The organism is Nocardiopsis sp. RV163 (assembly GCF_001029525.1).
Lineage (GTDB): Bacteria > Actinomycetota > Actinomycetes > Streptosporangiales > Streptosporangiaceae > Nocardiopsis > Nocardiopsis dassonvillei.
The window spans coordinates 1-23,345 of the sequence record NZ_LEKI01000091.1 but is presented as its reverse complement, the minus strand read 5'-3'; the positions used below and the strand labels follow the sequence as shown (position 1 = coordinate 23,345).

At 72.1% G+C, this 23,345-nt stretch carries 21 protein-coding genes; 8 read left to right on the top strand and 13 right to left on the bottom strand.

The features are described 5' to 3' along the window. Nucleotides 1–449 precede the first annotated feature (449 nt). Nucleotides 450–1,037: an XRE family transcriptional regulator gene (locus tag ABD54_RS16535; RefSeq protein ID WP_200904126.1), complete on the top strand. Its 588-nt coding sequence runs from the start codon at nucleotides 450–452 to the stop codon at nucleotides 1,035–1,037. Nucleotides 1,038–1,160: 123 nt separating this feature from the next. Continuing rightward, a complete protein-coding gene (locus ABD54_RS16530) occupies nucleotides 1,161–2,072 on the top strand; it encodes a trans-aconitate 2-methyltransferase (protein WP_047870392.1) in 912 nt (303 codons plus the stop codon). A gap of 24 nt (nucleotides 2,073–2,096) precedes the next feature. Here the strand turns inward: ABD54_RS16530 and ABD54_RS16525 are convergent, their stop codons facing one another. Next, nucleotides 2,097–3,545, bottom strand: a complete 1,449-nt coding sequence (locus tag ABD54_RS16525; protein WP_047870391.1) for a serine hydrolase — start codon at nucleotides 3,543–3,545, stop codon at nucleotides 2,097–2,099. Nucleotides 3,546–3,958: 413 nt separating this feature from the next. Between ABD54_RS16525 and ABD54_RS16520 the strand changes: the two genes are divergently transcribed. Together ABD54_RS16520 and ABD54_RS16515 are read left to right on the top strand one after the other, a co-directional pair. Beyond that, on the top strand, nucleotides 3,959–6,289 hold the full coding sequence (locus ABD54_RS16520; RefSeq protein WP_047870390.1) for an excinuclease ABC subunit UvrA: 2,331 nt from the start codon (nucleotides 3,959–3,961) through the stop codon (nucleotides 6,287–6,289). A 120-nt stretch (nucleotides 6,290–6,409) separates the two neighbouring features. Further along, entirely contained in the window at nucleotides 6,410–8,929 is a 2,520-nt protein-coding gene (locus tag ABD54_RS16515) for a DUF1963 domain-containing protein (RefSeq protein WP_047870389.1), read from the top strand. Between the two features lie 89 nt (nucleotides 8,930–9,018). Here ABD54_RS16515 and ABD54_RS16510 read toward each other — a convergent pair whose 3' ends face one another. Genes ABD54_RS16510 through ABD54_RS16500 form a run of 3 tightly spaced genes read right to left on the bottom strand, consistent with a single transcriptional unit; the run spans nucleotide 9,019 to nucleotide 11,390 of the window. Beyond that, the gene (locus tag ABD54_RS16510; protein WP_394324545.1) at nucleotides 9,019–10,302 is read right to left on the bottom strand and encodes an RNA polymerase sigma factor; all 1,284 of its coding nucleotides are present in this window, start codon (nucleotides 10,300–10,302) and stop codon (nucleotides 9,019–9,021) included. A gap of 32 nt (nucleotides 10,303–10,334) precedes the next feature. Beyond that, nucleotides 10,335–10,706 (bottom strand): YciI family protein, encoded by a 372-nt coding sequence (locus ABD54_RS16505; protein WP_047870387.1) that lies wholly within the window; start codon nucleotides 10,704–10,706, stop codon nucleotides 10,335–10,337. 45 nt (nucleotides 10,707–10,751) lie between these two features. Beyond that, nucleotides 10,752–11,390: a DUF998 domain-containing protein gene (locus ABD54_RS16500; RefSeq protein WP_047870386.1), complete on the bottom strand. Its 639-nt coding sequence runs from the start codon at nucleotides 11,388–11,390 to the stop codon at nucleotides 10,752–10,754. Between the two features lie 159 nt (nucleotides 11,391–11,549). On the opposite strand from ABD54_RS16500, the gene ABD54_RS16495 reads away from it, so the two are divergent. Then, nucleotides 11,550–12,020, top strand: a complete 471-nt coding sequence (locus tag ABD54_RS16495) for a hypothetical protein (protein ID WP_047870385.1) — start codon at nucleotides 11,550–11,552, stop codon at nucleotides 12,018–12,020. 254 nt (nucleotides 12,021–12,274) lie between these two features. Continuing rightward, a complete protein-coding gene (locus ABD54_RS16490; protein WP_047870384.1) occupies nucleotides 12,275–13,246 on the top strand; it encodes an MsnO8 family LLM class oxidoreductase in 972 nt (323 codons plus the stop codon). Nucleotides 13,247–13,287: 41 nt separating this feature from the next. On the opposite strand, the gene ABD54_RS16485 is transcribed toward ABD54_RS16490, so the two are convergent. Together ABD54_RS16485 and ABD54_RS16480 are read right to left on the bottom strand one after the other, a co-directional pair. Further along, nucleotides 13,288–14,625, bottom strand: coding sequence for a hypothetical protein (locus ABD54_RS16485; protein ID WP_047870383.1), 1,338 nt, complete (start codon nucleotides 14,623–14,625; stop codon nucleotides 13,288–13,290). A 553-nt stretch (nucleotides 14,626–15,178) separates the two neighbouring features. Further along, nucleotides 15,179–15,391: a cold-shock protein gene (locus ABD54_RS16480; RefSeq protein ID WP_013152914.1), complete on the bottom strand. Its 213-nt coding sequence runs from the start codon at nucleotides 15,389–15,391 to the stop codon at nucleotides 15,179–15,181. A gap of 315 nt (nucleotides 15,392–15,706) precedes the next feature. Here ABD54_RS16480 and ABD54_RS16475 point away from each other — a divergent pair, with 315 nt between their 5' ends. Together ABD54_RS16475 and ABD54_RS16470 are read left to right on the top strand one after the other, a co-directional pair. Continuing rightward, nucleotides 15,707–16,366 carry a bifunctional 2-polyprenyl-6-hydroxyphenol methylase/3-demethylubiquinol 3-O-methyltransferase UbiG gene (locus ABD54_RS16475; RefSeq protein ID WP_047870382.1) on the top strand — a complete coding sequence of 220 codons (660 nt, stop codon included), beginning with the start codon at nucleotides 15,707–15,709 and terminating at the stop codon, nucleotides 16,364–16,366. Between the two features lie 504 nt (nucleotides 16,367–16,870). Next, on the top strand, nucleotides 16,871–17,335 hold the full coding sequence (locus ABD54_RS16470; RefSeq protein ID WP_047870381.1) for a tectonin domain-containing protein: 465 nt from the start codon (nucleotides 16,871–16,873) through the stop codon (nucleotides 17,333–17,335). Between the two features lie 150 nt (nucleotides 17,336–17,485). Here ABD54_RS16470 and ABD54_RS27355 read toward each other — a convergent pair whose 3' ends face one another. The 7 genes from ABD54_RS27355 to ABD54_RS16450 form a co-directional block, all read right to left on the bottom strand. Continuing rightward, complete coding sequence (locus ABD54_RS27355; RefSeq protein ID WP_082166858.1) at nucleotides 17,486–17,656, bottom strand: DUF397 domain-containing protein; 171 nt, start codon at nucleotides 17,654–17,656, stop codon at nucleotides 17,486–17,488. Nucleotides 17,657–17,903: 247 nt separating this feature from the next. Beyond that, on the bottom strand, nucleotides 17,904–18,065 hold the full coding sequence (locus ABD54_RS27350; protein ID WP_082166857.1) for a DUF397 domain-containing protein: 162 nt from the start codon (nucleotides 18,063–18,065) through the stop codon (nucleotides 17,904–17,906). A gap of 3 nt (nucleotides 18,066–18,068) precedes the next feature. Further along, a complete protein-coding gene (locus ABD54_RS27345; protein WP_082166856.1) occupies nucleotides 18,069–18,239 on the bottom strand; it encodes a DUF397 domain-containing protein in 171 nt (56 codons plus the stop codon). After that, on the bottom strand, nucleotides 18,236–18,814 hold the full coding sequence (locus ABD54_RS28590; RefSeq protein WP_235432085.1) for a Scr1 family TA system antitoxin-like transcriptional regulator: 579 nt from the start codon (nucleotides 18,812–18,814) through the stop codon (nucleotides 18,236–18,238). The genes ABD54_RS27345 and ABD54_RS28590 overlap by 4 nt, the downstream gene beginning before the upstream one ends. Nucleotides 18,815–19,848: 1,034 nt before the next feature. Further along, entirely contained in the window at nucleotides 19,849–21,066 is a 1,218-nt protein-coding gene (gene fahA, locus ABD54_RS16460; RefSeq protein ID WP_047870380.1) for a fumarylacetoacetase, read from the bottom strand. A 145-nt stretch (nucleotides 21,067–21,211) separates the two neighbouring features. Beyond that, nucleotides 21,212–22,060 carry a hypothetical protein gene (locus tag ABD54_RS16455; protein ID WP_047870379.1) on the bottom strand — a complete coding sequence of 283 codons (849 nt, stop codon included), beginning with the start codon at nucleotides 22,058–22,060 and terminating at the stop codon, nucleotides 21,212–21,214. Then, the gene (locus tag ABD54_RS16450; RefSeq protein WP_047870378.1) at nucleotides 22,057–23,265 is read right to left on the bottom strand and encodes a homogentisate 1,2-dioxygenase; all 1,209 of its coding nucleotides are present in this window, start codon (nucleotides 23,263–23,265) and stop codon (nucleotides 22,057–22,059) included. The genes ABD54_RS16455 and ABD54_RS16450 overlap by 4 nt, the downstream gene beginning before the upstream one ends. Nucleotides 23,266–23,345: the final 80 nt, after the last annotated feature.

Below are 23,345 nucleotides of genomic sequence, written 5' to 3'. Positions count from 1 at the left end.
GCCCCGGATCGCGCCGACCCCCGCCTCCCCGCAGAGGTAGCCCCGGGGGCCAGGCGGTCCCGGTCAACGCGCTCAGGGAGGAGCTTCCGGCCGCGCGTCCGCCGACACCAGCGCGCTCTCACCGGGTTCGGGGGCCTTGGGGGAGAAGACTCGGAGGACACCGGGCTGGAAGCGCGACGGTGCGGTCTCGGCGCGCTGGTCCGGGCCGCACCGGGAAAGTGCCGGTCGCACCTTCACCCGGGATCTTCTTTTCCCGCGGTGGAAGAACGTCCCGAGGACGGACCCGCGGGCGCCGATAACTCATACCGTGCGGCGGGCGAAGACCGAAAGCGTCGCGGTGGCCTCCGGTGGCGGACCAGGGCTTCCCGGGGCCCACGCGGCCCCCTCGGGGACGGTTCCCGAACCGACCACCACCCCCGCCCTTGCATCGAAAGCATAGCATGATGCCCATGACGCAAGAAGACGGAGAGCTGGACGGCCTCGTGCGCAGGCGCATCCGCGCACTGCGGGTGGCGCAGGGCTGGTCCCTGGAGGAACTGGCCCGCCGCGCCCACCTGAGCCAGTCCTCGCTCAGCCGGATCGAGAACGGTCGGCGCCGCCTCGCCCTGGACCAGCTCGTCACCCTCGCCCGCGCACTGGACACCACGCTGGACCAACTCGTGGAGACGGCCGACGACGACGTCGTCGTCAGCCCGATGATCGACGGCGCCCGAGGCCGGATGCGCTGGCCCGTCAAGGGCGACCCCGGCATGAGCGTGGTGCGCCAGCGCATGACCGAACCGCCGCCCGACAACCCCGCCCGCATGCGCGCCCACCCCGGCCGCGAATGGCTCGTCGTCCTGTCCGGCACCGCGACGCTCATGCTCGGCAACCGGCGCTTTCGCGTCGAGACCAACCAGGCCGCCGAGTTCCCCACGATGACGCCGCACGCCATCGGCGCCGAGGGCGGGCCGTGCGAGATCCTGGGCATCTTCGACCGCGACGCCCGCCGAGGCCACCAGCGGGAGGAGGACGGCCCGGACGCACGGGACGCCTGAGGAGCGGCCGCGCCGACCGCTGGAGGAGCGCGCCTTGCGCGTCGGGCAGCACATCCGGCCAATGTCTTGCGCAAAACGGGAACTATCATGCCCGGGGCGCATGGGAGTCCTACTGTGGGGGGCATGAACCAGACGCACCCGCACGACCACGGCAACGGCAACGGCAACGGCGCCCAGCACGACCACCACCGGGGACACGGCCACCAGGAGCACGGCCACCGGGGACAGGACGCCGACGTCCAGGCGGAGATCCTCGACCTGGACGCCGAGGTCCTCGCCGGGCACACGGCCTCCATCACCGCGTGGCTGCCGCTGACGGCGGACCCGCGCCGGATCGTGGACCTGGGCTGCGGCACGGGCGCGGGTACCTTCGCCCTCCTCGACCGCTTCCCCGGCGCGCGCGTCACGGCCGTCGACACCTCCGACGGACACCTCCAGCGGCTGCGAGACAAGGCGCGCGCCCTCGGCGTCGAAGAGCGGGTGCGCACCGTGCGGGCCGACCTCGACTCCCCCGACTGGCCCGACCTGGGCTCACCGGACCTGGTGTGGGCCTCGGCCTCGATGCACCACATGGCCCGTCCCGACCGCGCGCTGCGCGGCGTCCACGACGCGCTCGCGCCCGGCGGCCTGTTCGCCGTCGTCGAGTTGGCCGGGTTCCCCCGCTTCCTGCCCGAGGACGCCCCCGAGGACCGGCCCGGCCTGGAGGAGCGCGTCCACGCCGCGGCCGACCGCCTCCACGCCGAGCACATGCCCCACCGCGGGGCCGACTGGGGACCGATGCTGACCGCCGCCGGTTTCACGGTCGAGGGTGAGCGCACGATCGCCGTGGACGTCGAGGGTTCCCGGAGCGAAGCGGTCGGCCGCTACGCGCTCAGCGGCCTGCGGCGCATCCGCACCGGCGTCGCCGGTGGGCTCTCCCCCGAGGACCTGGCCGCGCTCGACCGGCTCCTGGACACCGACGGCCCGCACAGCATCCTGCGCCGTGACGACCTGGCCGTGCGCACCGAACGCGCCGTGTGGGCCGCGCGCCGCTGACCCGGTCCCGGGCGGCCCCGGCCCTCACACCGGGCGGGGCGGTTCGGCCGCCCGTACGGACCGGAGCCGTGCCGCCGCCCGCGCGACGGTGAGGACCGCCCCCACGGCCGCGAGGGCGCCCAGCAGGACCGCGAGCGCGGGGAACAGCCAGAACACGTCCACCGGGACGTAGCTGTTGTCCTGCAGCGCGGGAGCGACGAGGAACAGGAAGACCGCCGACGCCGGGGCGAGGCACTGGGGAAGCAGGCGCAGGGCGAACCCCCAGGCGGGCCAGGCCGCCCGGCGCGCGGCCCACCGCGGCGAGCGGCGCAGGCCGAGGACGCCCAGGACCACGACGGCGGCGGTGACCGCGCCCAGGACCAGGTCGATCACGGTCGCGGTCGCCGTGCCGGGATCTGGGGTGCGGCCCTCGGTCAGGTCGATGATGCCGGAGCTGATCTCGTAGGCGTTCTCACGGGAGGGGGAGAAGCTGTTCAGCAGCACCACCACGCCGTAGCCGCTGCCGGGCACCAGGTCCTGTTGGGAGTTGAAGCCGGAGACGACGCCGCTGTGCGAGATCCGCGCGGGTTCCACCTGCGGTCCGCTGCGCCTCCAGCCGAGCCCGGCCCGTTCGGCGGCGGGCTGGGCGGTGTGGGACTCCTCGACGAGTGCGCTGGAGAGCAGGCGCCGCCCGTTCGGGCCGGCTCCCTCCCGTTGCTGCGCGGCGAGCCAGGCCGCCATGTCGTGCGAGGTGCTCACCACCGCTCCCGATCCGCTGTTCATCGCCTCCGGGGTGGGCGCGGGGAAGGCCGCGCCGTACGCGGTGACGTGCCCCGGGGCGAGCCCGTCGACGGGGTCGCGCGTGGTGGTGGTGGCGACGGTGTCGTCCATGCCCAGCGGGGCGAAGACCTCCTGGGCCAGGTACTCGGTGAAGTCCTGGTCGGCGACCCTCTCCACCAGGAGCGCCGCCACCCAGTAGTTGAGGTTGCTGTAACGGTAGGAGGTGCCGGGGTCGGCGGCCGGGGGCAGGTCCCGGATGCCGGCCACGCCTTCCTCCAGCGTCCGTGCGGGGCCGACGATGGTGGGGTTGGGCAGCCCCGAGGTGTGGGAGAGGAGTTGGCGGACGGTGACGCCGTCGGGCGCGGACTCGGGCAGGTACCGCGCCACGGGCGCGTCGAGGTCGACACGGCCCCGGTCCACGAGCCGCAGCACGGCGAAGGCCGTGAACGACTTGGAGACGGAGCCGACGCGCAACCGGGTGTTCTGGGTGATCGGGCGGCCCTCGGAGTCCTCGCCGTAGCCCGCCTCGTGCACGGTCTCGCCGTCCCTGACCACGGCGACGGCGGCCCCCGGAAGGCCGTGGCGGTCGAGGTAGTCGGTGACGAAGGCGTCGACCCGCTCCGGGGAGAAGCCCTCCCGTGCCTGGGCGGGGGCCGCGACGGCGAGGAGGACGGACACGGCCAGCAGCAGGCGGAGCAGGGAGGTGGGTCGCATCGGGGGCTTTCGTCGTCGGGGGCGGTCGGCGCGGACACCGCTGCGGGGTCCGCCCGTACACGCGTCACGGTCAGACGCCACCGTCCCACCGGGCCGCGTCGGCGCGCATCGGGAAGCTCCCTGATTCCGTCCCGGGTCTCCCCCGTGGCCGCCCTCGGGGTGTTCCCTGCCGGGCGACGGGCCTGCCGCACGAGGCCCCGTCCGGACATCGCCTCCCCCGGGGGACCTGGCGTGACGCGCTGCCCGCACGGCGGTACGCCCCTCCCCCGTGGGCGGACGGGAGACCGCCGGTTCCGGTTCCGGCCCCGCCTCGCCCGCCTCACCCGGCGGGAGGGCCGGTGCGCGCCGGGGTTGGCCGTGGCCGGGCGGTCCGCGGGTCCGCTCCGGTCCCGTGACCGGGTAGTCCTTGTCCCATGGACAACCACGACGACCGCATCCGGGTGCGCGGCGCCCGCATCCACAACCTCAAGAACGTGGACACGGAGCTGCCCCGCGACGCCCTGGTCGCCTTCACCGGCGTCTCCGGGTCGGGGAAGTCCTCCCTGGCCTTCGGAACCCTCTACGCCGAGTCCCAGCACCGGTACCTGGAGTCGGTGGCGCCGTACGCCAGGCGCCTGCTCCAGCAGCTCCCGGCCCCGGACGTGGACGACGTCACCGGGATGCCGCCCGCCGTGGCGCTCGCCCAGCCGCGCTCGGCGCCCTCGGTCCGCTCCACGGTGGGCACCCTCACCACGCTGTCCAACACGCTGCGCATGCTCTTCTCCCGGTCTGGGGTCTACCCGCCCGGGGCGCGGCGCCTGGACTCCGACTCCTTCTCCCCCAACACCGCGGCCGGGGCCTGCCCGACGTGCCACGGGGAGGGGGTCGAGCACGAGGTCACCGAGGGGTCGCTGGTGCCCGACCCCGGGCTGAGCATCGCAGAAGGGGCGATCGCCTCCTGGCCCGGGGCCTGGCAGGGCAAGAACCTGCGCGACATCCTCGACGCCCTCGGGTACGACATCCACCGGCCCTGGCGGGAGCTGCCCCGAGGCGAGCGCGACTGGATCCTGTTCACCGAGGAGCAGCCCGTGGTGACCGTCCACCCGGTCCGCGAGGCGGGCCGTGTCCACCGCCCCTACCAGGGCAAGTACAGCAGCGCACGCAGGCTGGTGCTCAAGGCGTACGCCTCCTCCGCCAGTGAGGCCCGGCGGCGCGGGGCCGCCGGGTTCATGGTGGACCGGACCTGCCCGGAGTGCGGCGGTCGGCGGCTGCGGCAGGAGGCGCTGCGGGTCACCTTCGCCGGGCACACCATCGCCGAACTGGCGGCGCTGCCCCTGACCGAGCTGGTGGCCCTGCTGCGCCCCTGGGCGCAGGACCCGGGCCCGGCGGGGGCGCTGGTCGGGGAGATCACGGCACGGGTCGGGGTTCTGGCGGAGCTGGGCCTGGGCTATCTGAGCGCGGCCCGACCGGCGCCGACCCTGTCCACCGGGGAGTTGCAGAGGATCCGGCTGGCCACCCAGCTCGGCACGGGGCTCTTCGGGGTGGTCTACGTCCTGGACGAGCCCTCGGCGGGTCTGCATCCGGCCGACGTCGAGGCGCTCTCGAAGATCCTCCGGCGCCTGCGCGACGGCGGCAACACCGTGTGCTTCGTCGAGCACGACCCGGACGTCGTGCGCGGCGCGGACTGGATCGTCGACGTCGGGCCGGGGGCGGGCGAGCACGGCGGGCGCGTCCTGTACAGCGGCCCGGTCCCCGGCCTGCGCGGGGTCGCGGAGTCGGTGACCGGCCGCTACCTGTTCGGTGACGGCCTCCCGGAGCACCGGACCCACTCCCCCGGCGGGTACCTGGAGCTGCGCGGGGCCGCCCGCAACAACCTCGAAGGGCTGGACGTCGACGTCCCCCTCGGTGTGTTCACCGCCCTGACCGGCGTGTCCGGCTCGGGCAAGTCCTCCCTGCTGGCGGAGATCGCGGACCCGGCCGCCGAACACGGCCGGGTGGTGTGGGTCAGCCAGCAGCCCATCGGGCGCACACCGCGCTCCAACCTGGCGACCTACACCGGGCTCTTCGACACGGTGCGCAAGTTGTTCGCGGCCACCGAGGAGGCCCGCGCGCTCGGTTACGGGCCCGGCCGGTTCTCCTTCAACGTCGTGGGTGGACGCTGCCCCGACTGCGAGGGCGAGGGGTTCGTGTCGGTGGAGCTGCTGTTCCTGCCCACCACCTACGCCCCCTGTCCGACCTGCGGCGGCTCGCGCTACAACGACGACACCCTCCGGGTGCGGTACCGGGGGAGCACGGTCGCGGACGTGCTCGCGATGTCGGTGGAGGAGGCCGCGGGGTTCTTCACCGAGGAGCCGTCGGTGCGGCGCTCCCTGGAGACCCTCGCCGGGGTGGGCCTGGGCTACCTGCGCCTGGGCCAGCCCGCGACGGAGCTGTCCGGCGGCGAGGCCCAGCGGATCAAACTGGCCACCGAACTCCAGCGCCGCCGGGTCACCGGCACGGTCTACCTGCTCGACGAGCCCACCACCGGCCTCCACCCCCACGACGCCGACGTCCTCGTCGGCCGCCTGCGCGACCTGGTCGGCGCGGGCGCCACCGTGGTCGCGGCCGAGCACGACATGCGGGTCGTGGCCGCCGCCGACCACGTCATCGACCTGGGCCCGGGCGGCGGATCGCAGGGGGGCCGGATCGTCGCGCAGGGCACACCCGCGCAGGTCGCGGCGGCCCCGGACAGCCGCACGGGCTCCTACCTGAAGGGGGTGCTCTGACGCGCCGAGCCGTCCGCCCGCCGTGTGCCGCGGTGACCGCCCCCCGGCGCGATGGGCGCGGGCCGGGCCGAGGGCACGGCGGCGAAACCGCGTGTCCGACTCTGCCCCTAGTCTTCCGGCATGTACGAATCTGAAGCAGGAACGACCGGCTCGGGCGGCGGCACGGACACCTCTGCCCGGGTGGCGGCGGCGGTGCGGGACTGCCTCGCGCCGCTGCGGGTGTCCGAGACCCACGAACCGGTCGTCGAGCACGTGCTCAGCGGCACCCGACCGCAGGCCCTGGCGGCGTTGCGGGAGCGGCCTACCGGCGCCGACATGGTCGCCAAGCCGGACGCGGTCTGGTCGGCCGACCGGCTGGCCGCCGTCGCCGACGCGCATCCCGGCTGGTCGCTGCGGGAGGCCGACGCGGCGCGGCTGGTGCTCTACCGACTCGCGCCGATCGACCTGCTCGTCCGGTTCGGACAGGTGCTGCACGCGGTCACCGGCAACGACCCGTCGTCCGGGGAGCCGTCGTGGCTCCTCGTGCTGGCCGACGACGTGCTCCGTGTCCACGACGCCGCCGACGGGACCGACGCCGAGGACGCCCAGCGGCGGTGGGACCCCCGCACCCTCACCGAGGTCGCCCGGGCGGGCGGCGCACCCGGCCGGACTCCCGTGCACGCCGCCCTGTCGGCGCTGCTGTACTCGGACTCCCGCCACTGGCCGTTTCGTCGGCACCGGCTCCTGGAGAGCGAGGCCGGCGTCGCGTTCCTCGCCCGGCACGCCGACGAGCTCGCGGACGTCGTCTCCGGGTCCGGTCCGAACACTCGCAGGTACGTGGCGGACCGGTGCGCGCACCGGCCGGAGGCGCACGCGGAACTCGCCGCCGAACTGGCGGTCGACACCGACGCGGGCGTCCGCGCTCAGGCGCTTTCCGCCCTGGCCCGGACCGACGGCCCCCGGCAGGTGGACCTGCTGCGCCAGCACCTGCGGACCGCGCCGGTTGACCGTCTGCCGGACGTCCTGGCCCGCCTGGCCGACCTGGACGGCGGGGTCGCGGCGATCGAGGAGGCCCTGGCCGACGGCGGCGGCGACGGGTCTCAGGACCCCGGGAGCGAGGGGCTGCTGCGCCGGGCCGCCTCCCGGGTGCGGGCGCTGAGAACCTCGGAGGCAGCCGTTCCCGTTCCCGACGTCGCCGCACCGCAGGACGCGGACCTGGCGGAGGAACTGCGGACGCTGGGGGCCGGGGGCGGGTCCGAGGGGGACCGTTCCTGGCACCGCGTCGAGGGGCGGCTGGCGCTGATGCCCGACGTCCGCGCCCTGCGGGACGCGTTCCGCGCCGCCGGGTTGTCCGACGCGGACCGGCGGACCGCCTCGCTCCTGGTCACCCGCACGGACTCCCTCAGACGCAAGATCGGCGCCTTCGTGACCCCGGAGGACGCCGAGCGCTGGTGGCCCCTGTTCGCCGAGCGCCTGGACCTGGCGGACGAGTACCTCGACGGCGGCGACGGGAAGCGGCATCCGGACGACCCCGCCGTGGACACGACGACGATGATCCTGACCGTCCTCGAACGCTTCCCCGCCGCCCCCGAGGCCCTGGTCCCGCGCCTGACCTCGCTCGCGCTCGGCGCGAACCGCCACCGCCTGGCGGCCCGGCGCGTGCTCGGCGACCACCCGGACGCCCGGGCGGCAGCGACGGCCGCGCTGTCGGACGCCGACGCCCGGACGCGGTCGTCCGCGGCGGAGTGGCTCGCGGGGCCGGGCGAGCCGGGCGTGGTGGCGCCGGAGCCCGGCTGGGAGTTCGGTGCGGGGGTGCTGCACCCGTCGGTCAGGGCCCTGCCCGCGTCGGTGCTGTGGTGGCTGGACAGGTTCCGGGAGCAGGCGCTCGACAGGGGGGTTCCGGCCGACGACGTCGACCGGTGGCTCGGGCTGGCCCGCCCGAAGCTGCGGACGGCGCGCGACGGCGGCGGCACGGTCGTCGGCAGGCTCGGCAGTCCGCTGATGCTCCCGCCGGACGCGCCCACCCCGGGCACGCTGTGGGGCGACGACCCCGACAACCGCGACGACCACCAGCTCATCGCGACGCTCGACCTGGCCGCGATACCGCCGGAGGCCACCGACATCCCGCTGCCGCCCGACGGCCGCCTGCTCCTGTTCGCGAACGTCGAGCTGGACGAGTTCGTCATCCCGGGCGGCGCCGTGTACGTACCGGCGGGGACGCCGGTGGAGGAGCGGGAGTCCTCACCGGGCTACGAGCCCTACGAGTACGACTCCCCCGAGGACCTGGACGAGGAGCTGAGGCGCACCGGTGACCTGCGGCTGGTCCCCGGCGTGGGACTGCCCTCCTGCCCCGTAGAGGAGGAGGCCCTCGCCCTGCACCCCCGCGCGGAGACGCTCCGGAAGATCTGGTCCGAACAGTCCGACGGGGGCGGCGAGTGGCAGATCGGCGGCTACGCCGCGGACTTCGACGGCTACGGGGACCCGGCCCGTGCCTCGGCGTTCCCGGAGGAGGGCGAACAGTGGTCCAGCCCCGAGGACTGGGTCCTGCTCGCGCAGTGGGTCGGAGTGCCGATGGGGATCCTGTACTGGACCATCACCCGCCAGGACCTCAAGGAGCGCCGCTTCGACCGCGTCGTGGTGCAGATGTACTCCAACCCCTGACAGTGCTGGGGAAGGGGCCCCGGCCGCCGACGCGACCGGGGTCCTCCCTCTTTCGGCTGAGGGCTGACACAGCGTCGCGGCCACGCCCCTCAGCCGAGGCGGTCGGCGCGGTCCAGCAGGAACCGCCGCTCGACCCGGTTGCCGGTCAGGGAGGCCGCCTCCCGGTACAGCGCCGCCGCTCCCTCCCCCTCCCCTGTCCTCTCCAGCAGGTGAGCGCGCACCGCGCGTTCGCGCTGCCGGGTCAGGGGGTCCCGGCCGAGCGCGAAGCGTCGGTCGAGGTCGTCCAGCAGGGCCAGCCCCCGCGCCGGGCCGTACGCCTCGGCCACCGCCACCACCCGGCCCAGCCGCACGGGAGCGGTGGGGCTGAGCCGTTCGAGCCACAGGTAGAGCACCGCGATCTGCACCCAGTCGGTCCGCTCCGGCGCCGGGGCCGCCGCGTGCACGGCCGCGATCGCGGCCTGCAACTGGTAGGGGCCGACCTCACCGCGGTTCCACACGCCGTCGATCAGCTCGGTGCCCTCGCGGACGAGTTCGGCGTTCCACAGCGACCGGTCCTGCTCGTCCAGGGGCACCAGCTCGCCGTGGTCGCCGGTGCGCGCGGGGCGGCGTGCCTCGGTGAGCAGCATGAGTGCGAGCAGACCGGTGGCCTCGGCGTCGTCGGGCAGGGCGTGGTGGAGCATGCGCGTCAGCCGGATGGCCTCGCGGGTCAGGTCGACGCGGGCGAGCTGGTCGCCCTCGGAGGTCGTGTAGCCCTCGTTGAAGACCAGGTAGAGCACCTTCGCCACCGCCGTGATCCGGCTGTCGCGGTCGGCGTCGGTCGGCGGGGTGAAGCGGGCTCCGGCGCGGGCCAGCCGCTGCTTGGCACGGCTGATCCGCGTGCCCATGGTGTTCTCCGGAGTCCCGTGGGCGTGCGCGATCTCGGCGGTGGTCAGGCCGCCCACGGCGCGCAGCGTGAGCGCCACCTGGGAGGCGGCGCTGAGCGCGGGGTGGCAGCACAGCAGCAGCAGGGCCAGGCCGTCGTCACCCTCCCGGGCGGGGGCGGCCCGCCGGTCCGGCTCCTGCATGGCCATTTCGGCGGCGCCTATCTCCTGTTCGCGCCGGTGTCTGGCCTGGTCTGCGCGGAGGAGGTCGACCAGGCGCCGGTAGCCGACGCGGATCAGCCAGCTACGCGGGTTCTCCGGTACGCCGCCGGCGGGCCAGGCCCGGCTCGCGGCGAGCAGCGCCTCCTGCACCGCGTCCTCGGCGGCGTCGAAGCGGCCGAAGCGCCGCACCAGTGCGCCGAGCACCTGCGGCGCCTCGGTGCGCAGCAGGTGCTCGATGTCCGCGTCCGCGCCGGGGGTCAGCCGCCCGCCGTCGCGCTGGCCGTCCGCCATCGGCGGGCGCCGCTGCGCACGGTCGCGGTCGTTCACGCCGTGAAGTCCTCGCCCATGACCGGCCGGATCTCGATCGGCTCTCCCAGCGCCTCGACGATGCGCGAACCGATCTCCACGGCCCGTTCCTGGCCGGCCACGTCGATCACGGCGAAGCTGGCCAGGACCTCCTTCAGCTCCGCGAAGGGCCCGTCGGTCGCCACCACGCCGCCTTCGGCCCTGCGGACCGTGGTACTGACCGCCGGGTGCCCCAGGCCCTCGCTGCTGACGAACTCGCCGGTCTCGATCAGCTCCCGCTCGAACTCCTGGTAGGCGGCGAACGCCGCCAGCGCCTCCTGGGAGGGGGTGTCGGCGGTCGCGGCGTCCCAGGCGGCGGCCGGGGTGTAGCTGAGCAGCAGGTACTTCACGGCGGTTCCTTCCGTCGAACGTTCGGGCGAAAGAGTACGGGTCGGTCAGGCGGCACGGCGCAGGGACAGGGACAGAACGGTCGTCCAGGTGAAGGCGACCAGGCCGTTGACGGCGATCTGGACACTCATGTGCTCCGCAGACACGGGCAGCAGCAGAACGAGCGCGGCGACTCCGTTGCCGACGGCGGGCAGCACGGCCCGGCGGCGGACGCAGCGCACGGCCAGGACGACGGCGGCCACGGCCAGCGCGGTGAAGGAGACGGCCGCCGCGGCCGAGTGGGCGATCCCGTGCCAGGACATCTGGGCCGCCGGGGCGTCGGGGGTCCCGGCGGGGAAGCCGTACTGGGGGTCCATGGTGAACACTCCGGCGGCGACCATCCCGGCGCCGAAGATCCCGATGAGGACGGGCAGCGCCCGGCGCCCGGTCCCCTCGGTGAGGGTACGCCCGACACCGATGGCCAGCGCCAGGCCGCCCAGACCGGCGAGCACGAAGGTGGCGATCTGGATCCAGCCGAGGTCGCCGGTGGAGAGCTGGCTGATCGGGTGCCGGGTGATGTCGAAGCCCTCTCGGGTCAGCATCTGCGCGGTCGCGGAGGCGAAGAAGACCGGTCCGGCCAGGGCTCCGGCCAGGAGCAGGGGCGCGGACGAGCGGCGGTTCGCGGTGGTGGCAGCGGTAGTGGCCATGGATTCCTCCTCGGTGGGTTCCTGCCGCTACCTCGTGGCGGGTTCCGGGTTCTCGACACGATCTTGGCGTGAGGTGAGTCACACGGAAGGCAGGTCGAGGATCGGTCCGCGCCTCCGAGGTAACGGCGAACACCCACCACGACACACAAGGAGAACGGAATGTCCGAGATGACCGAGGCCCACGAGACGTCGGAGAACCACGGGATGCCGCAGACCTACGAGCCGAGCGCCGACCTCAGGGCCCTGGACCGCCTGGTCGGCACCTGGACGGTCACCGGCGGAGCCGAGGGAACCGTGCGCTACGAGTGGATGCCCGGCGGTTTCTTCCTGCTCCAGCACGTCGAGCTCTCGCAGTTCGGCCAGGCCGTCACCGGCATGGAGGTGATCGGCAACCCGCGGCCGTTCGGGGAGCCGGTCGGCGCGGACGTGGTCTCGCGCTTCTACGACTCGGTCGGCAACACGCTGGACTACGCGTACGAGCTGGTCGGCGGCAGGCTGACCATCTGGGGCGGCGCGAAGGGCAGCCCCGCCTACTACGAGGGCACCTTCAGCGCCGACGGCGACACCGTCACCGGCGCATGGGTCTACCCCGGCGGGGGCGGCTACGACTCCACCATGACCCGGGCCTGACACGGGCTAGCGAGCGGCCCCGGGCGACGGTTCGCCGCCCGGGGCCGCTCGTGTCCGCGTCCCCTGCGGAGACGGCCGGTCGCGCGGACGGACCGGTGGGGGTGTGCACCGGTCCGCAACCGGACTGAGGGAACCGCTGACGAGCGCGGAGTCCGGAGTCCGAGTCCGGAACCCGCACACGGGCTCGCGGGGAGTACGCTCCGGGCGGAGGAGGACGAAGCGCTGCCCCACCACACGGACGGAGGCGAGGACCGATGCGGGTCTCCCTGCTTGACCGCTCGCGGACGCGCAGCGGCGAGTCCGACGCCCAGACGATCGCGACGACCGTCGAGAGGGCCGTGCGCGCGGAGGAACTCGGGTTCCACCGGTTCTGGACCGCCGAGCACCACGCGGTGCCCGGTATCGCCAGCTCGGCCCCCACCGTGCTGCTCGCGGCCATCGGTTCCCGCACGCGCGGCATCCGCCTGGGCACGGGCGGGGTCATGGTCCCCAACCACAGCCCGCTGGTGGTCGCCGAGCAGGCGCTGCTCCTGGAAGCGCTCTTCCCCGGCAGGATCGACCTGGGACTGGGCGGCTCTCTCGGCTTCACCGCTCCGATCCGGCGTGCGCTCGGGCGCACCGCCCTGGGCGAGGGCGAGTACCAGGCCGAGGTCGAAAGGGTGGGCGAGTACCTGAGCGGACGGGCCGGGATCACCGCTAAACCCAGCGTCGCGCCTCCGCCGGTGTTCCTGCTCGCCGTCCGGGAGGGGCTGGCACTCGCCGCCGAGCTGGGACTTCCGGCGGTGGTCGGGGGGCCGGTCCTTCGCGACCCGGACAGGATCGCCGCGTACTTCGAGGACTTCCGGCCGAGCCCGACCGCGCCCGCTCCCTACCTGGTCGTGAACGTGGACGTCTCCGTCGCCGAGACCGGGGAGCGCGCCCGCGACCTGCTGCTGCCCGAGGCCTGGGCGTACGCGGACTCCCGGGAGGTCGGGGAGTTCCGCGCGCTCCGCCCCGTCGAGGAGGTGCGTCGGCTGCTGGGGGAGACGAGCCGCGACAGGAAGCGCAGGGAGGTGCACGGCTGGATGGACTCCGCGATCGCGGGCACTCCCGAGCAGGTGGCGGACGCGCTCACCGAACTCCTCGACCGCACCGGCGGTTCCGAGGTGCTCGCCAACGTCAGCACCCACGACCGCGACGAGGTCCGCAGGACCGACGAGTTCCTCGCCTCGCTCCAGACCCGGTGACGGGCCGCGTCTGCCGCCGTGCCGTGTCCGCCGCTGGGGCCTCACGCGGCGAGCCGTCGGCGGATCCGGTCGATGACGGCCTGACGCGCGGGCGGGTGCACTGGTGTCGTCCCAGGTGCGGGGGCTTCGTCGGCGGCGATCGGCCCGCCTCCCATGAGCGAGGCCAGGATGCGTTCGGTGAGGGCCGGTTCGAGTGCGGGGGTTGCTTCCCCCGCCCCGGTCGGCTCGGGCGGTCGAGGCGGGGCCGGTGGGCGCGGGAGTTCGCCCGGCACCAACCGGCAGAGGCCGCCGCACGCCCGGCAGGCGCCGCCGGGAACGTTGCGAACGCCGGGGTGGTCGGGGCAGGTGCGCACCGCCGTGCCCCGGGCGTCCACGTCGAACCCCGGCGGACGGGCGAAGGGGGCGCCGTCGTCGGGGCCGCGATCGTCGGCGGGCCTTCGGGGCGCGGGAATCCCCGCCTGCCAGGGCGTCGTGGGCGTGACTCCCCGCCCCAGGACTCCCGTGAGGAAGGCGCGGGCCTCGGCCGGGCCGCGCAGGCGCAGCATCAGGGCCGGGAAGGGGCGGCGCAGCCTCTCCGCGCCCCGGACGAGGGCGGTGAGTTCCTGTTCGGTCAGGCCCGCGTCGCGCAGGCGCAGCAGGGCGCGGGTGAGGGCGGCCCGGTCGGCGCGCGGGTCGTTGAGGGCGGCGTCGGGGACGTGCCGGAGCAGGGGGTGTCCTTGCGAGGGCTGGGCGTGCGGAGGGTGTGCGTTCCGGGGATGCGCGTGTGGAGGACGTCCGTGCGTGCTCGGACGCCCGGGTTCGGGCCGCGCGGCTTCGGGCTCTCCTGCTGTGTCTGGGCTCCTCCGGACGGAATCGGGGCGCTCGTCGGAGGAGAGGTGAATGGGATACAGGTGTGCGGGTCGATTCGACCCGTCGCCGAGGTCGATCCGAACCGTCGCGGCCTTCCTGATCCGGGGGCGGGTGGCCTCGTCCAGGGGCTCCTCCCCCAGGGCCGCGCGGACGGCGTTGATCTCCTCGCGGACCGGTTCGGGGAAGTCCTCGGCGGGGATCAGGAGTTCGAGGACGAGCGGCAGGCGATCGGGCGAGCGGGTGCGCTCCCTGATGTCCTCGGCGAAGAAGGCCCGGGTCTGAACGGGGTCGAGCTTGCGGACCAGCCCGGCGGCGACGAGGTCCGCGACGGCGCGCTTGGCCACGGAGAGGCTGAGCAGGTGGCCGGACCGGCTGACCAGGGTGTCCAGGCAGAGGAAGCACCAGCGGCCGTCGAGGTCGGCGGCGCGGGCGATGACCGTGGCGGCGATGAAAGCGCGGGATGTGGGGAAGAGTCCGGCTTCGCGGGCTTCATTGACCCAGATGTCCGGTATGAAACCAATTCCGCGCATTGCCCCGCGGGGGCGTTGGCGCGGACCGAAAAAACGGGCCGAATCACGGCGTTCGGTGGTGACACAAGGGACGAGAGCGGTAGACTCCACGACGAGTCGCCTTCCTGGTTGAAGCAGGTAGGTGGCGCGGCCGGACGCTTGTTAACGCAGGCGTCGGCCAAATCCCGGTTCGGTGTTTGGCGCACCGACCGGGATTTTTCTTTTCGGGGAACACGCTAGCGCAGCGAACACGAGTTCGCGTAATTTTCCCCCAAGTCCGCACATGCCAGAAGCCTGAACTGTCTGCCTTGCGCGCTAATTCACATAGTGCGGTTTTGCTCTTTATTCTCCGATTGGCACGGAAAAGCACCAGTGCGGGGTAGCGCGGGTCCGGTGGCCATCCCCGCCCCGGTCGGTGCCGCGCTTCGGACTCGGCCGGGGCGGTCCGCGCGGACGCCACCGGCACCGACCGGGGCCGCCTGGACCGCGCTTCATATGCCGTACACGACGAAACCCCCGCACCCGGGAGACCGGATGCGAGGGCTTCGCGCGCTTCGGTTCAGGCGGGCCTTGCCTACCCTTCCACCTGGACCTTGTCCGCCTGCATCCCCTTCTGGCCCTGGACAGCTTCGAAGCTGACCGTCTGGCCTTCCTGCAACGACTTGAAGCCGGTGCCCTCGATCGCCCTGAAATGAACGAAAAGGTCGGGCCCGGACTCCGGTGTGATGAAGCCGTACCCCTTCTCGTCGTTGAACCACTTCACCGTGCCGGTCTGGCGCTCAGCCACGTGTCTTCCCCATCAGTAGTCATCGGTTGCCATCAGCGAACCCCAAAAATCATGGCATGGGATCGCCTCGGAAAGACGCAGAAACGGCCGGAAACACCCGACTCCGCGAACCCCGACCCGGGCACGCTGCGGCTTCGCGTTCCAGGGCGCCCCGTGCACCCGCGGGTCGGGCCACCGCTGCCTGTTCCGCGCCGAACCCGGGCGAGGTAGACACCTGCGCGGGTGGCGGTCTGTTTCGCCGTCCTCCTGCTGCCCCGGCCGCGGCGTGGCTACCTTGGTCCGGTTCCTGCACGCCGCGTCGCGAGGACCACGACCATGGCCAACCCGACCATGGGCATCCCGAGCTACTGGGACCGCTACGCCCAGGGCGTCACACCGGAGGACCCGGAGGAGGCGCTGGCCACCGCCCTGGAGTGGACCCAGTACCCGGGGCACGGACCCGGGTTCGAACTGCTGGGGGAGCCCGCCTCCGCGTTGGAGCTGGGGTTCGGGCAGGGGGCGGCCGTCGCCGCACTCGCCGCCCGGGGTGTGAAGGCCGCGGGGCTGGACGTGTCACCGGTGGCGGTGAAGCGGGCCCGCCACCAGTGGGGACACCTGGGCGTGGAGTTCCATCACGCGGACGCGGTCGAGTTCCTGGCGGGGGCCGACCAGCGGTGGGACGCCGTCTACTCGGTGTGGGGCGCGGCCTGGTTCACCGATCCCGACGTGCTGTTCCCGCTGGTGCACGACCGTCTGGAATCCGGTGGAAGGTTCGTGTTCTCCCACGCCCCCGCGGTTCCCGGGTCGTACGGAGTGCAGGGCATGTACGGAGGCGGGTTCACCGGCCGCCGGGTGTGGGTGTACCGGTGGGCCTACGAGCCCGCGGTGTGGGAGGAGATTCTGGTTGATCACGGGTTCCATGAGGTGCGCGTGTGGGAGGAGGAGGCCCCGGAGGTCGATCATGTGGGAACCCTGATCGGAACCGCTTCCCGCTGAGTTCCCGTGCCGCCAGCAGGACAGCCCGCGCGGGCAACGACGTCGGCCGAACGACGACCGGCCTCCGGACACTCCACGCCCCTGGACCACCGTCGGCGCACGGGAATACATTCCGGGAATCTTATACTTTTTCTCCTATAGTGGATTTGCCATCTCCATATCACGGATCTTTTTGCGTGGGAATAATTTTCTGAACATTGGCCGAAACGGGTCCGAAGGGATTGCACCCCCTCACCCTCGGGCATCTCAACGGCAGCGACGTGCGAGACCGGGAGAGGCGAAGATTCCACGGCTCCACCGAGAAGACGCGGAACATCGTCGCACCAGCCCCATTCAGAGAATTCCTTTCTGGAAGGGGAAAGGTCGAGCGGCCGATGTTCGAGCCGTCGAAGTTCTTCGCGTCCACCGTCGCCCCACGGGTACACCGGTCACCCCTGGACCGGCCGTGCCACAGGTGTTCCTGACAGTTCAGCGCAATACCCCGAATGGACGGAGAAGGTTGACATGGCGTACTGGAAGCAGCTCTCCGGAGCACTGACCAGGATCTCGACGGGTTCCCGCACCAACGTGTGGGGCGTCAACGCCGACGGAGCCATCTACCGCTACACCAACGACGACGCCAACCCCTGGGTCAACATCCCCGGAGGACTGGTCGACATCAGCGCCGCCGCCGACGGAACCGTCTGGGGCGTCAACGCCAACAACAACATCTACCGCTACACCGGCGACCAGGGCTCCTCCCACTGGAAGCAGCTCTCCGGAGCACTGACCAGGATCTCGACGGGTTCCCGCACCAACGTGTGGGGCGTCAACAGCCGTGACGCCATCTACCGCTACACCAACGACGACGCCAACCCCTGGGTCAACATCCCCGGAGGACTGGTCGACATCAGCGCCGCCGCCGACGGAACCGTCTGGGGCGTCAGCGCCAACAACAACATCTACCGCTACACCGGCGACCAGCCCTGATCCGGGTCCGCGCCAGGTGAGGGCCTCCCGCGTCGACGGAATCGCGGGAGGCTCCCCGCCTGCCCCGTCCCGTGGAACGGGGTGCCCACGCCCAGCGAACAGGTGAGACCGGCCCCGCCCGCCTGGGCGGGGCCGGTTCGCGCTGTACTGCTACTGGACGCGCACCGCTGCGAGCAGGGCGGTCCACTCAGGCGCCGGGGCCGACAAGTGACCCAGCTGCCGATTCTGGGTGTCGCGAATACCGGTGACCGATCCCTCCGCTACCTCCACACAGTTACCGCCACGACCATCGCTGTAGGACGACTTGTGCCATTCCTTCACTACCTACTCCTCAATCCAAGGCGATGAAGTAGATGCCTTGCGCCGGTGAGAACGCCGAACCACGAAGCGCTCCATCATTCCTGACATCCTGTCACGTATCCGGCAGCCGTAGCATTCGACTTCTCCGGAAACCTCCACACACTTCAGCTACTTCGTGAACGGCATGCTTATCAACCAGAACGCTGTCACTGAGCACAAAACGAGCTCCCTGCCAGGGGATGGCAGGGAGCCGTCTCTGCGATGCGCTCTAGAGGGCCTTCACCAACGCGGTCCATGCGTCCGGCGTAAGTTCGATGTGCCCGAGGTTACGGTTCTCCGTGTCCCTCGCCAGAACCTTGTCGCCTTCAGCCACCTCCACACATGCCCCCTGGTTTCCGCTGTAGCTGGACTTGTGCCAGTCAGACCTCACGGTTCACCCCTTCGTAACGGCGAGAACGGCGGCCCACTCCCGACGATCGAACGTCAGGCACCCCTGGTCCCGATGCTGAGTATCGCGGACCTCCGCACCGACAGCACCCTCACGGGCCTCCACACAGTTCCCGCCAGTGGAGCTGTAGGTGCTCTTGTGCCATTCGGTGTTCATGCGAGATCCTTCAGGGCTTCGAGAGAGAGCCTGGCGGGGAGTGCCTCCGCCATGGCCCCAGTGATCAGTGTGGTGAGACGACCGTTGCGGTCGGCGTCGTAGATGACGTTACCGTCAACGTGATCACTTGAGATAACGGTTTCGCCGGTGCGCAGCCGGAACACCAGCATCGGTGACGTCACCCCGAGCAGGATCGTCCCTTCCGGCACCAAGTGGATGCGCACCCTGCCGGTCTTCACAAGATCCAACAGGTCGAACTCGATAGCTGTCACATTTTCAGGGTCGACTTCTCTACCTTCAGCCGCCTGCTCTGTGACATAGGTTTCGATGGCGTCGTTGGCAGCGAACGTCGTGATCCGATCCTGCTGCATCGCTTCTTCGAGCGTAACAGTGCTCGTGGAAACGAGTTCAAACCCGGGGTGGGATTCCTCCGCCTGCGCAGCAGGGGCGAGCCCGAGCAGAAGAGCAGAAGCAGCGAAGGGCGCGATGGCTTTCAGTTTTCCATTATGCAAGGGGATCTCCGCATTTTGGGTAACTGATTGCATTAGCCTAACACGCGCCCGCGAACCGTGCATGGCAGCCACAGTTCCTTAAATCTGCAGTTCACAGTACTTATCCCGGAGCATGAAAGCGCGAAGCCGACCAAGAATCCATTCATGCAGGAACAAGGGATTGAATAAATGCAGATCAAGCGGCTGTTTTGCCGAGTGGCCACATCAGGCCAGCCAAACCCGGTTTCCCGAACGAGGGCTTGGTGATACGCGCAAGAGCCGCCTTGGCCTCGCAGCATCGCCATGGCGAGTAGCGGTTGTTGATCCGCGTGGACTTCCAGCGCACTGCGGTCAGCAAGCAGTTCAGGGACGTGTTCGTACAGCGCCGACCTCGACGCGCCGAGAGGGCTGGCGATCGAGAACACCGTGTCCTCTGGCTGTGCCAGCAACGCGTGGGTATGACGCCCCCCGTCGCTGGGGATCGACCCAGGCGTTTCCGGTCATCTGGGGGTGGTGTCGAATCCTTCATGGGTGCCCTCCGTGGTGAGACCGCGGATGGACTCGGCCGAGGCGGCGGAGACGTAGAAGGCCAGACGCCCTTCTGGGTGTTGACGCCCAGCACCTCGTGCAGGGAACGGAAACCGATTCCGATTCGGCTCAGGTCGCCGATCAGCGTGATGAGGTCTCAGGGATCGGGTCAGCCGGACCAGGGTGGAACGACCAGTGTGTCATCGGAGCACAGTAGGCCGAGCACACCTTGAACCCGCGTTTGTCGGCGCTCATGACCTTGCCGGGGATGGCCCGCCCACCCCCGTTCGGCGGATCGGCCAAGGATTCCACAGTGCAAGCGAAGGTGGGTTCGCCTGTTGCGGGGCGCGGCCGACGTGCTGCCCGGGTGAGACAAAGCCGGAGTTCCAGCGGACGAAGCACCGGACAGAACAAGGAGACGGATGGAGAGTCTCCTCGTTGAGACACCAGCGCATCTCGCCGGGTCGCGATGCCTCTTGAGGACAAGAGCGTTGGGAACCTACGGTTCGACAGGCCTTGGGTGCCTGATGTCCGTGCACGGAACGGCCCCGCGCGCCCTCGGGGAGGGTGCGCGGGGCCGTTCCGAGACCTCAGCGGGCGGGGAGGATCCTGCCGGTCACCTCGCCGAAGTGCACGGTGGTCCCGTCCGGGCCCGGCGCGGTGGCGGTGATGGTCACCTCGTCGCCGTCCTCCAGGAAGGTGCGCTCGGTGCCGTCCGGCAGGGTCAGCGGCTCCTTCCCGCTCCAGGTCAGCTCCAGCAGGCAGCCCCGCTGCTCGCGCTCGGGTCCGCTGACCGTGCCGGAGGCGTACACGTCCCCGGTGCGCAGGGACGCCCCGTTGACGGTCATGTGCGCGAGCTGCTGCGCCGCCGTCCAGTACATCTGCGAGAACGGCGGCGTGGAGACCAGGTGCCCGTTGAGCCGCACCTCCAGGCGCAGGTCCAGACCCCAGGGCCCGTCCTCGCCGCGAAGGTAGGGCAGCGGCTCGGGGTCCTGGGCGGGCTGCTCCACGCGCGCGGACTCCAGCGCGGCCAGCGGCACGATCCACGGCGACACCGACGTGGCGAACGACTTGCCCAGGAACGGCCCCAGCGGCACGTACTCCCAGGCCTGGAGGTCGCGGGAGGACCAGTCGTTGAGCAGGAACACCCCGAACACGTGGTCGGCGAAGTCGTCCACCGCCACGCGCTCGCCCATCTCGCTGCCGGTCCCGACGACGAAGCCCACCTCGGCCTCGATGTCCAGGCGGACCGAGGGCCCGAAGACGGGAGCGGGCTCGTTCGGCGGCTTGCGCTGGCCGGTGGGGCGCACGACGTCGGTCCCCGAGACCACGATGGTGCCCGAACGCCCGTGGTAGCCGATGGGCAGGTGCTTCCAGTTGGGGGTGAGGGGCTCCTGGTCGGGGCGGAACATGCGGCCGACGTTGCTGGCGTGGTGCTCGGAGGCGTAGAAGTCCACGTAGTCGGCGACGGTGAAGGGCAGGTGCATGCGCACCGAGGCCCGGTCCACCAGGTGCGGGCGCACGGCCTCGGCGCGCGCGGGGTCGGTGAACCAGTCGGTGAGCGCGGCGCGCACCTGGTCCCACACCGGCCGTCCGGCGGCCAGCAGGGCGTCCAGGCTGGGCCGGTCGACGGCGTAGGCGAAGGGCGCGTCCAGGGCGCGGGCCGCGGCTCCCAGGTCCAGGACGTGGTCACCGACGGCCACGCCCGTGCGGGGCGCGGGGTCGTCGGCGGTGCCGAACACGCCGTAGGGCAGGGTGGCCAGGCCGAACTGCGCGTCCGGGGCGAGGTCGAGCCAGCTTTCGGGCATGGCGTTCGCTTTCTTGGAGTGGACGGTTTCTCGAAGCGGGGGGCTCTTCACATGGACGGGTTCTCCGAGCGGCCGGGCCCTCGGAGCGGGCGGCCTCCCGGAACGGACGGGACCCTGGAGCGGGCACGCCCCGGGACCGGAGGCTTCAGCGGGCGCGGGAGGCGGGCAGCGCCCCGAGCACGACCAGGTCCCCAAGGGGTTCGGTGACGCTGCACGTTCCGAAGGAGCGGAACCGGCCGCGCACCGCGCGCGCCTCCTCGTCGGTGAGCTTGGCGGCCAGGGCCGCCAGGCGCGGGCCGTCGCGGTCGGCCAGCACGAGGGCGGCCTCCCGTTCGGAGGCTCCGTCGAGCAGGGCGGCCGTGGCCAGCAGGACGTTGAGGAAACCGTGCTGTTCGAAGCCCTCGGCGGTGGTGTGGCGGACGGCGTGGTGGAGTCCGGCCGTGCACTTGAAGGGCAGGTCCAGTTCCACGGCCGCGTGCATGAACTCGGCCAGCTCCTCCTCGCTCGGATGGGCCTCGTGGGTGAGCCCCCCGGTGCGGAACTTGGCGCTGTGGCCGGTGCCCGCCAGCGACCGCAGTTCGGCGGGCACGTCACCCTGACGTGAGACCTCCACGAACCCCTCGGCCCCTTCGGGCAGGTGCTCGTCCAGGCGCGCTGCGACCCCGGCGGCCGTCCCGGGCGCGGCGGCGGCCTCGACCCCGGTCAGGCGCAGCGCCGGGTCGGCGGTCGCGGCCGCCACGGCGGGGCCGACGCCCTCGGCGCCGCCGGGGACGGTGACCACGACCGCGAGAGGTCCGTGGCCCGGCTCCTCACGCGCCAGGACGGCGCGCAGTTCGCCCACGCGCGCGTCGGAGACCAGGAACGGGCCGACGTACTCGGCGCGCTGCCCGGCCCGGTGGGCGCGGTGGTCGGGCAGCGCCCCGCCCATGGGGGCGTTGCCGGGCGGGAAGAGCGCGGCGTCGTCGAACAGGCCGCGGTACAGTTCCGCGCTCACCGCCGTTCCCTCCGTCCCCCGGCCCAGGTCCAGGCGTAGACGCCGTCGTCGCTGGCCAGGCCGCCCTCGCCCAGGTCGAGCGGGCGGAAGGTGTCGACCATGACGGCGAGTTCGTCGAAGGCCTCGGCTCCGATGCTGCGCTCGTAGGCGCCGGGCTGGGGGCCGTGGGAGTGGCCGCCGGGGTGCAGGGAGATGGAGCCCTGGCCGATCCCCGAGCCCTTGCGGGCCTCGTAGTCGCCCCCGCAGTAGAACATGACCTCGTCGGAGTCCACGTTGGAGTGGTAGTAGGGCACCGGGATGGCGCCGGGGTGGTAGTCCACCTTGCGCGGCACGAAGTTGCAGATGACGAAGTTGTGGCCCTCGAACACCTGGTGGACGGGCGGCGGCTGGTGGACTCGGCCGGTGATGGGCTGGAAGTCGGCGACGTTGAAGACGTAGGGGTACAGGCACCCGTCCCAGCCCACGACGTCGAAGGGGTGGGTTGGGTAGGTGTAGCGGGTGCCGGAGATGCCCCCGGGACCGTCGCCGCGGTGCTTGATGAGCACGTCGACGTTCTCGCCCTCGGCCAGCAGCGGCTCGGAGGGGCCGCGCAGGTCGCGTTCGCAGTAGGGGGCGTGCTCCAGGAACTGCCCGTAGCGGGACAGGTAGCGCTTGGGCGGGGCGATGTGGCTGTTGGCCTCGACCGCGTAGGCGCGCAGGGGCTGGTCGCCGGTGGGCACCCAGCGGTGGGTGGTGGCGCGCGGCAGGACGACGTAGTCGCCCCGGCCGACCTCCAGCAGGCCGAAGACGGTCTCCACGCGGGCGGTGCCCGACTCCACGTACACGCACTCGTCGCCGATGCCGTTGCGGTACAGCTCCGAGGGCGCCCCGGCGACCACGTAGGAGATGCGCACGTCGTCGTTGCCCAGGACCAGGCGGCGCGACCCGACGACGTCGGCGGCTCTCCAGTCCTGGTCGGAGAACAGCTCGTGCAGCTTGAGGTGGCGCGGCACCATCGGGGCGTTACGGGTGCGGGACTGGTCGGGGACCTCCCACTCGGCGGCGTCGACGATGGCCGAGGGAATGGCGCGGTGGTAGAGCAGCGAGGAGTCGGCGGAGAAGCCCTCCTCCCCCATCAGCTCCTCGTAGTACAGCCCGCCCTCGGGGGTGCGGTGCTGGGTGTGGCGGGTGCGGGGCACCTCGCCGACCTGGCGGTAGTAGGCCATGGCGGTGTTGTCCCTTCCGTGTGGAGTGGGTCCGGGTCAGGAGGTCGGGGCGGGCTGTACTACGAGGAGCTGATGGGGGA

Excerpts from the sequence above, each read along its gene's own strand:
- ABD54_RS16535 (WP_200904126.1), top strand. The coding sequence starts at position 450 with ATGACGCAAGAAGACGGAGAGCTGGACGGCCTCGTGCGCAGGCGCATC.
- ABD54_RS16530 (WP_047870392.1), top strand. The coding sequence starts at position 1,161 with ATGAACCAGACGCACCCGCACGACCACGGCAACGGCAACGGCAACGGC.
- ABD54_RS16525 (WP_047870391.1), bottom strand. The coding sequence starts at position 3,545 with ATGCGACCCACCTCCCTGCTCCGCCTGCTGCTGGCCGTGTCCGTCCTC.
- ABD54_RS16520 (WP_047870390.1), top strand. The coding sequence starts at position 3,959 with ATGGACAACCACGACGACCGCATCCGGGTGCGCGGCGCCCGCATCCAC.
- ABD54_RS16515 (WP_047870389.1), top strand. The coding sequence starts at position 6,410 with ATGTACGAATCTGAAGCAGGAACGACCGGCTCGGGCGGCGGCACGGAC.
- ABD54_RS16510 (WP_394324545.1), bottom strand. The coding sequence starts at position 10,302 with ATGGCGGACGGCCAGCGCGACGGCGGGCGGCTGACCCCCGGCGCGGAC.
- ABD54_RS16500 (WP_047870386.1), bottom strand. The coding sequence starts at position 11,390 with ATGGCCACTACCGCTGCCACCACCGCGAACCGCCGCTCGTCCGCGCCC.
- ABD54_RS16495 (WP_047870385.1), top strand. The coding sequence starts at position 11,550 with ATGTCCGAGATGACCGAGGCCCACGAGACGTCGGAGAACCACGGGATG.
- ABD54_RS16490 (WP_047870384.1), top strand. The coding sequence starts at position 12,275 with ATGCGGGTCTCCCTGCTTGACCGCTCGCGGACGCGCAGCGGCGAGTCC.
- ABD54_RS16485 (WP_047870383.1), bottom strand. The coding sequence starts at position 14,625 with ATGCGCGGAATTGGTTTCATACCGGACATCTGGGTCAATGAAGCCCGC.
- ABD54_RS16475 (WP_047870382.1), top strand. The coding sequence starts at position 15,707 with ATGGCCAACCCGACCATGGGCATCCCGAGCTACTGGGACCGCTACGCC.
- ABD54_RS16470 (WP_047870381.1), top strand. The coding sequence starts at position 16,871 with ATGGCGTACTGGAAGCAGCTCTCCGGAGCACTGACCAGGATCTCGACG.
- ABD54_RS27345 (WP_082166856.1), bottom strand. The coding sequence starts at position 18,239 with ATGAACACCGAATGGCACAAGAGCACCTACAGCTCCACTGGCGGGAAC.
- ABD54_RS28590 (WP_235432085.1), bottom strand. The coding sequence starts at position 18,814 with ATGCACGGTTCGCGGGCGCGTGTTAGGCTAATGCAATCAGTTACCCAA.
- fahA (WP_047870380.1), bottom strand. The coding sequence starts at position 21,066 with ATGCCCGAAAGCTGGCTCGACCTCGCCCCGGACGCGCAGTTCGGCCTG.
- ABD54_RS16450 (WP_047870378.1), bottom strand. The coding sequence starts at position 23,265 with ATGGCCTACTACCGCCAGGTCGGCGAGGTGCCCCGCACCCGCCACACC.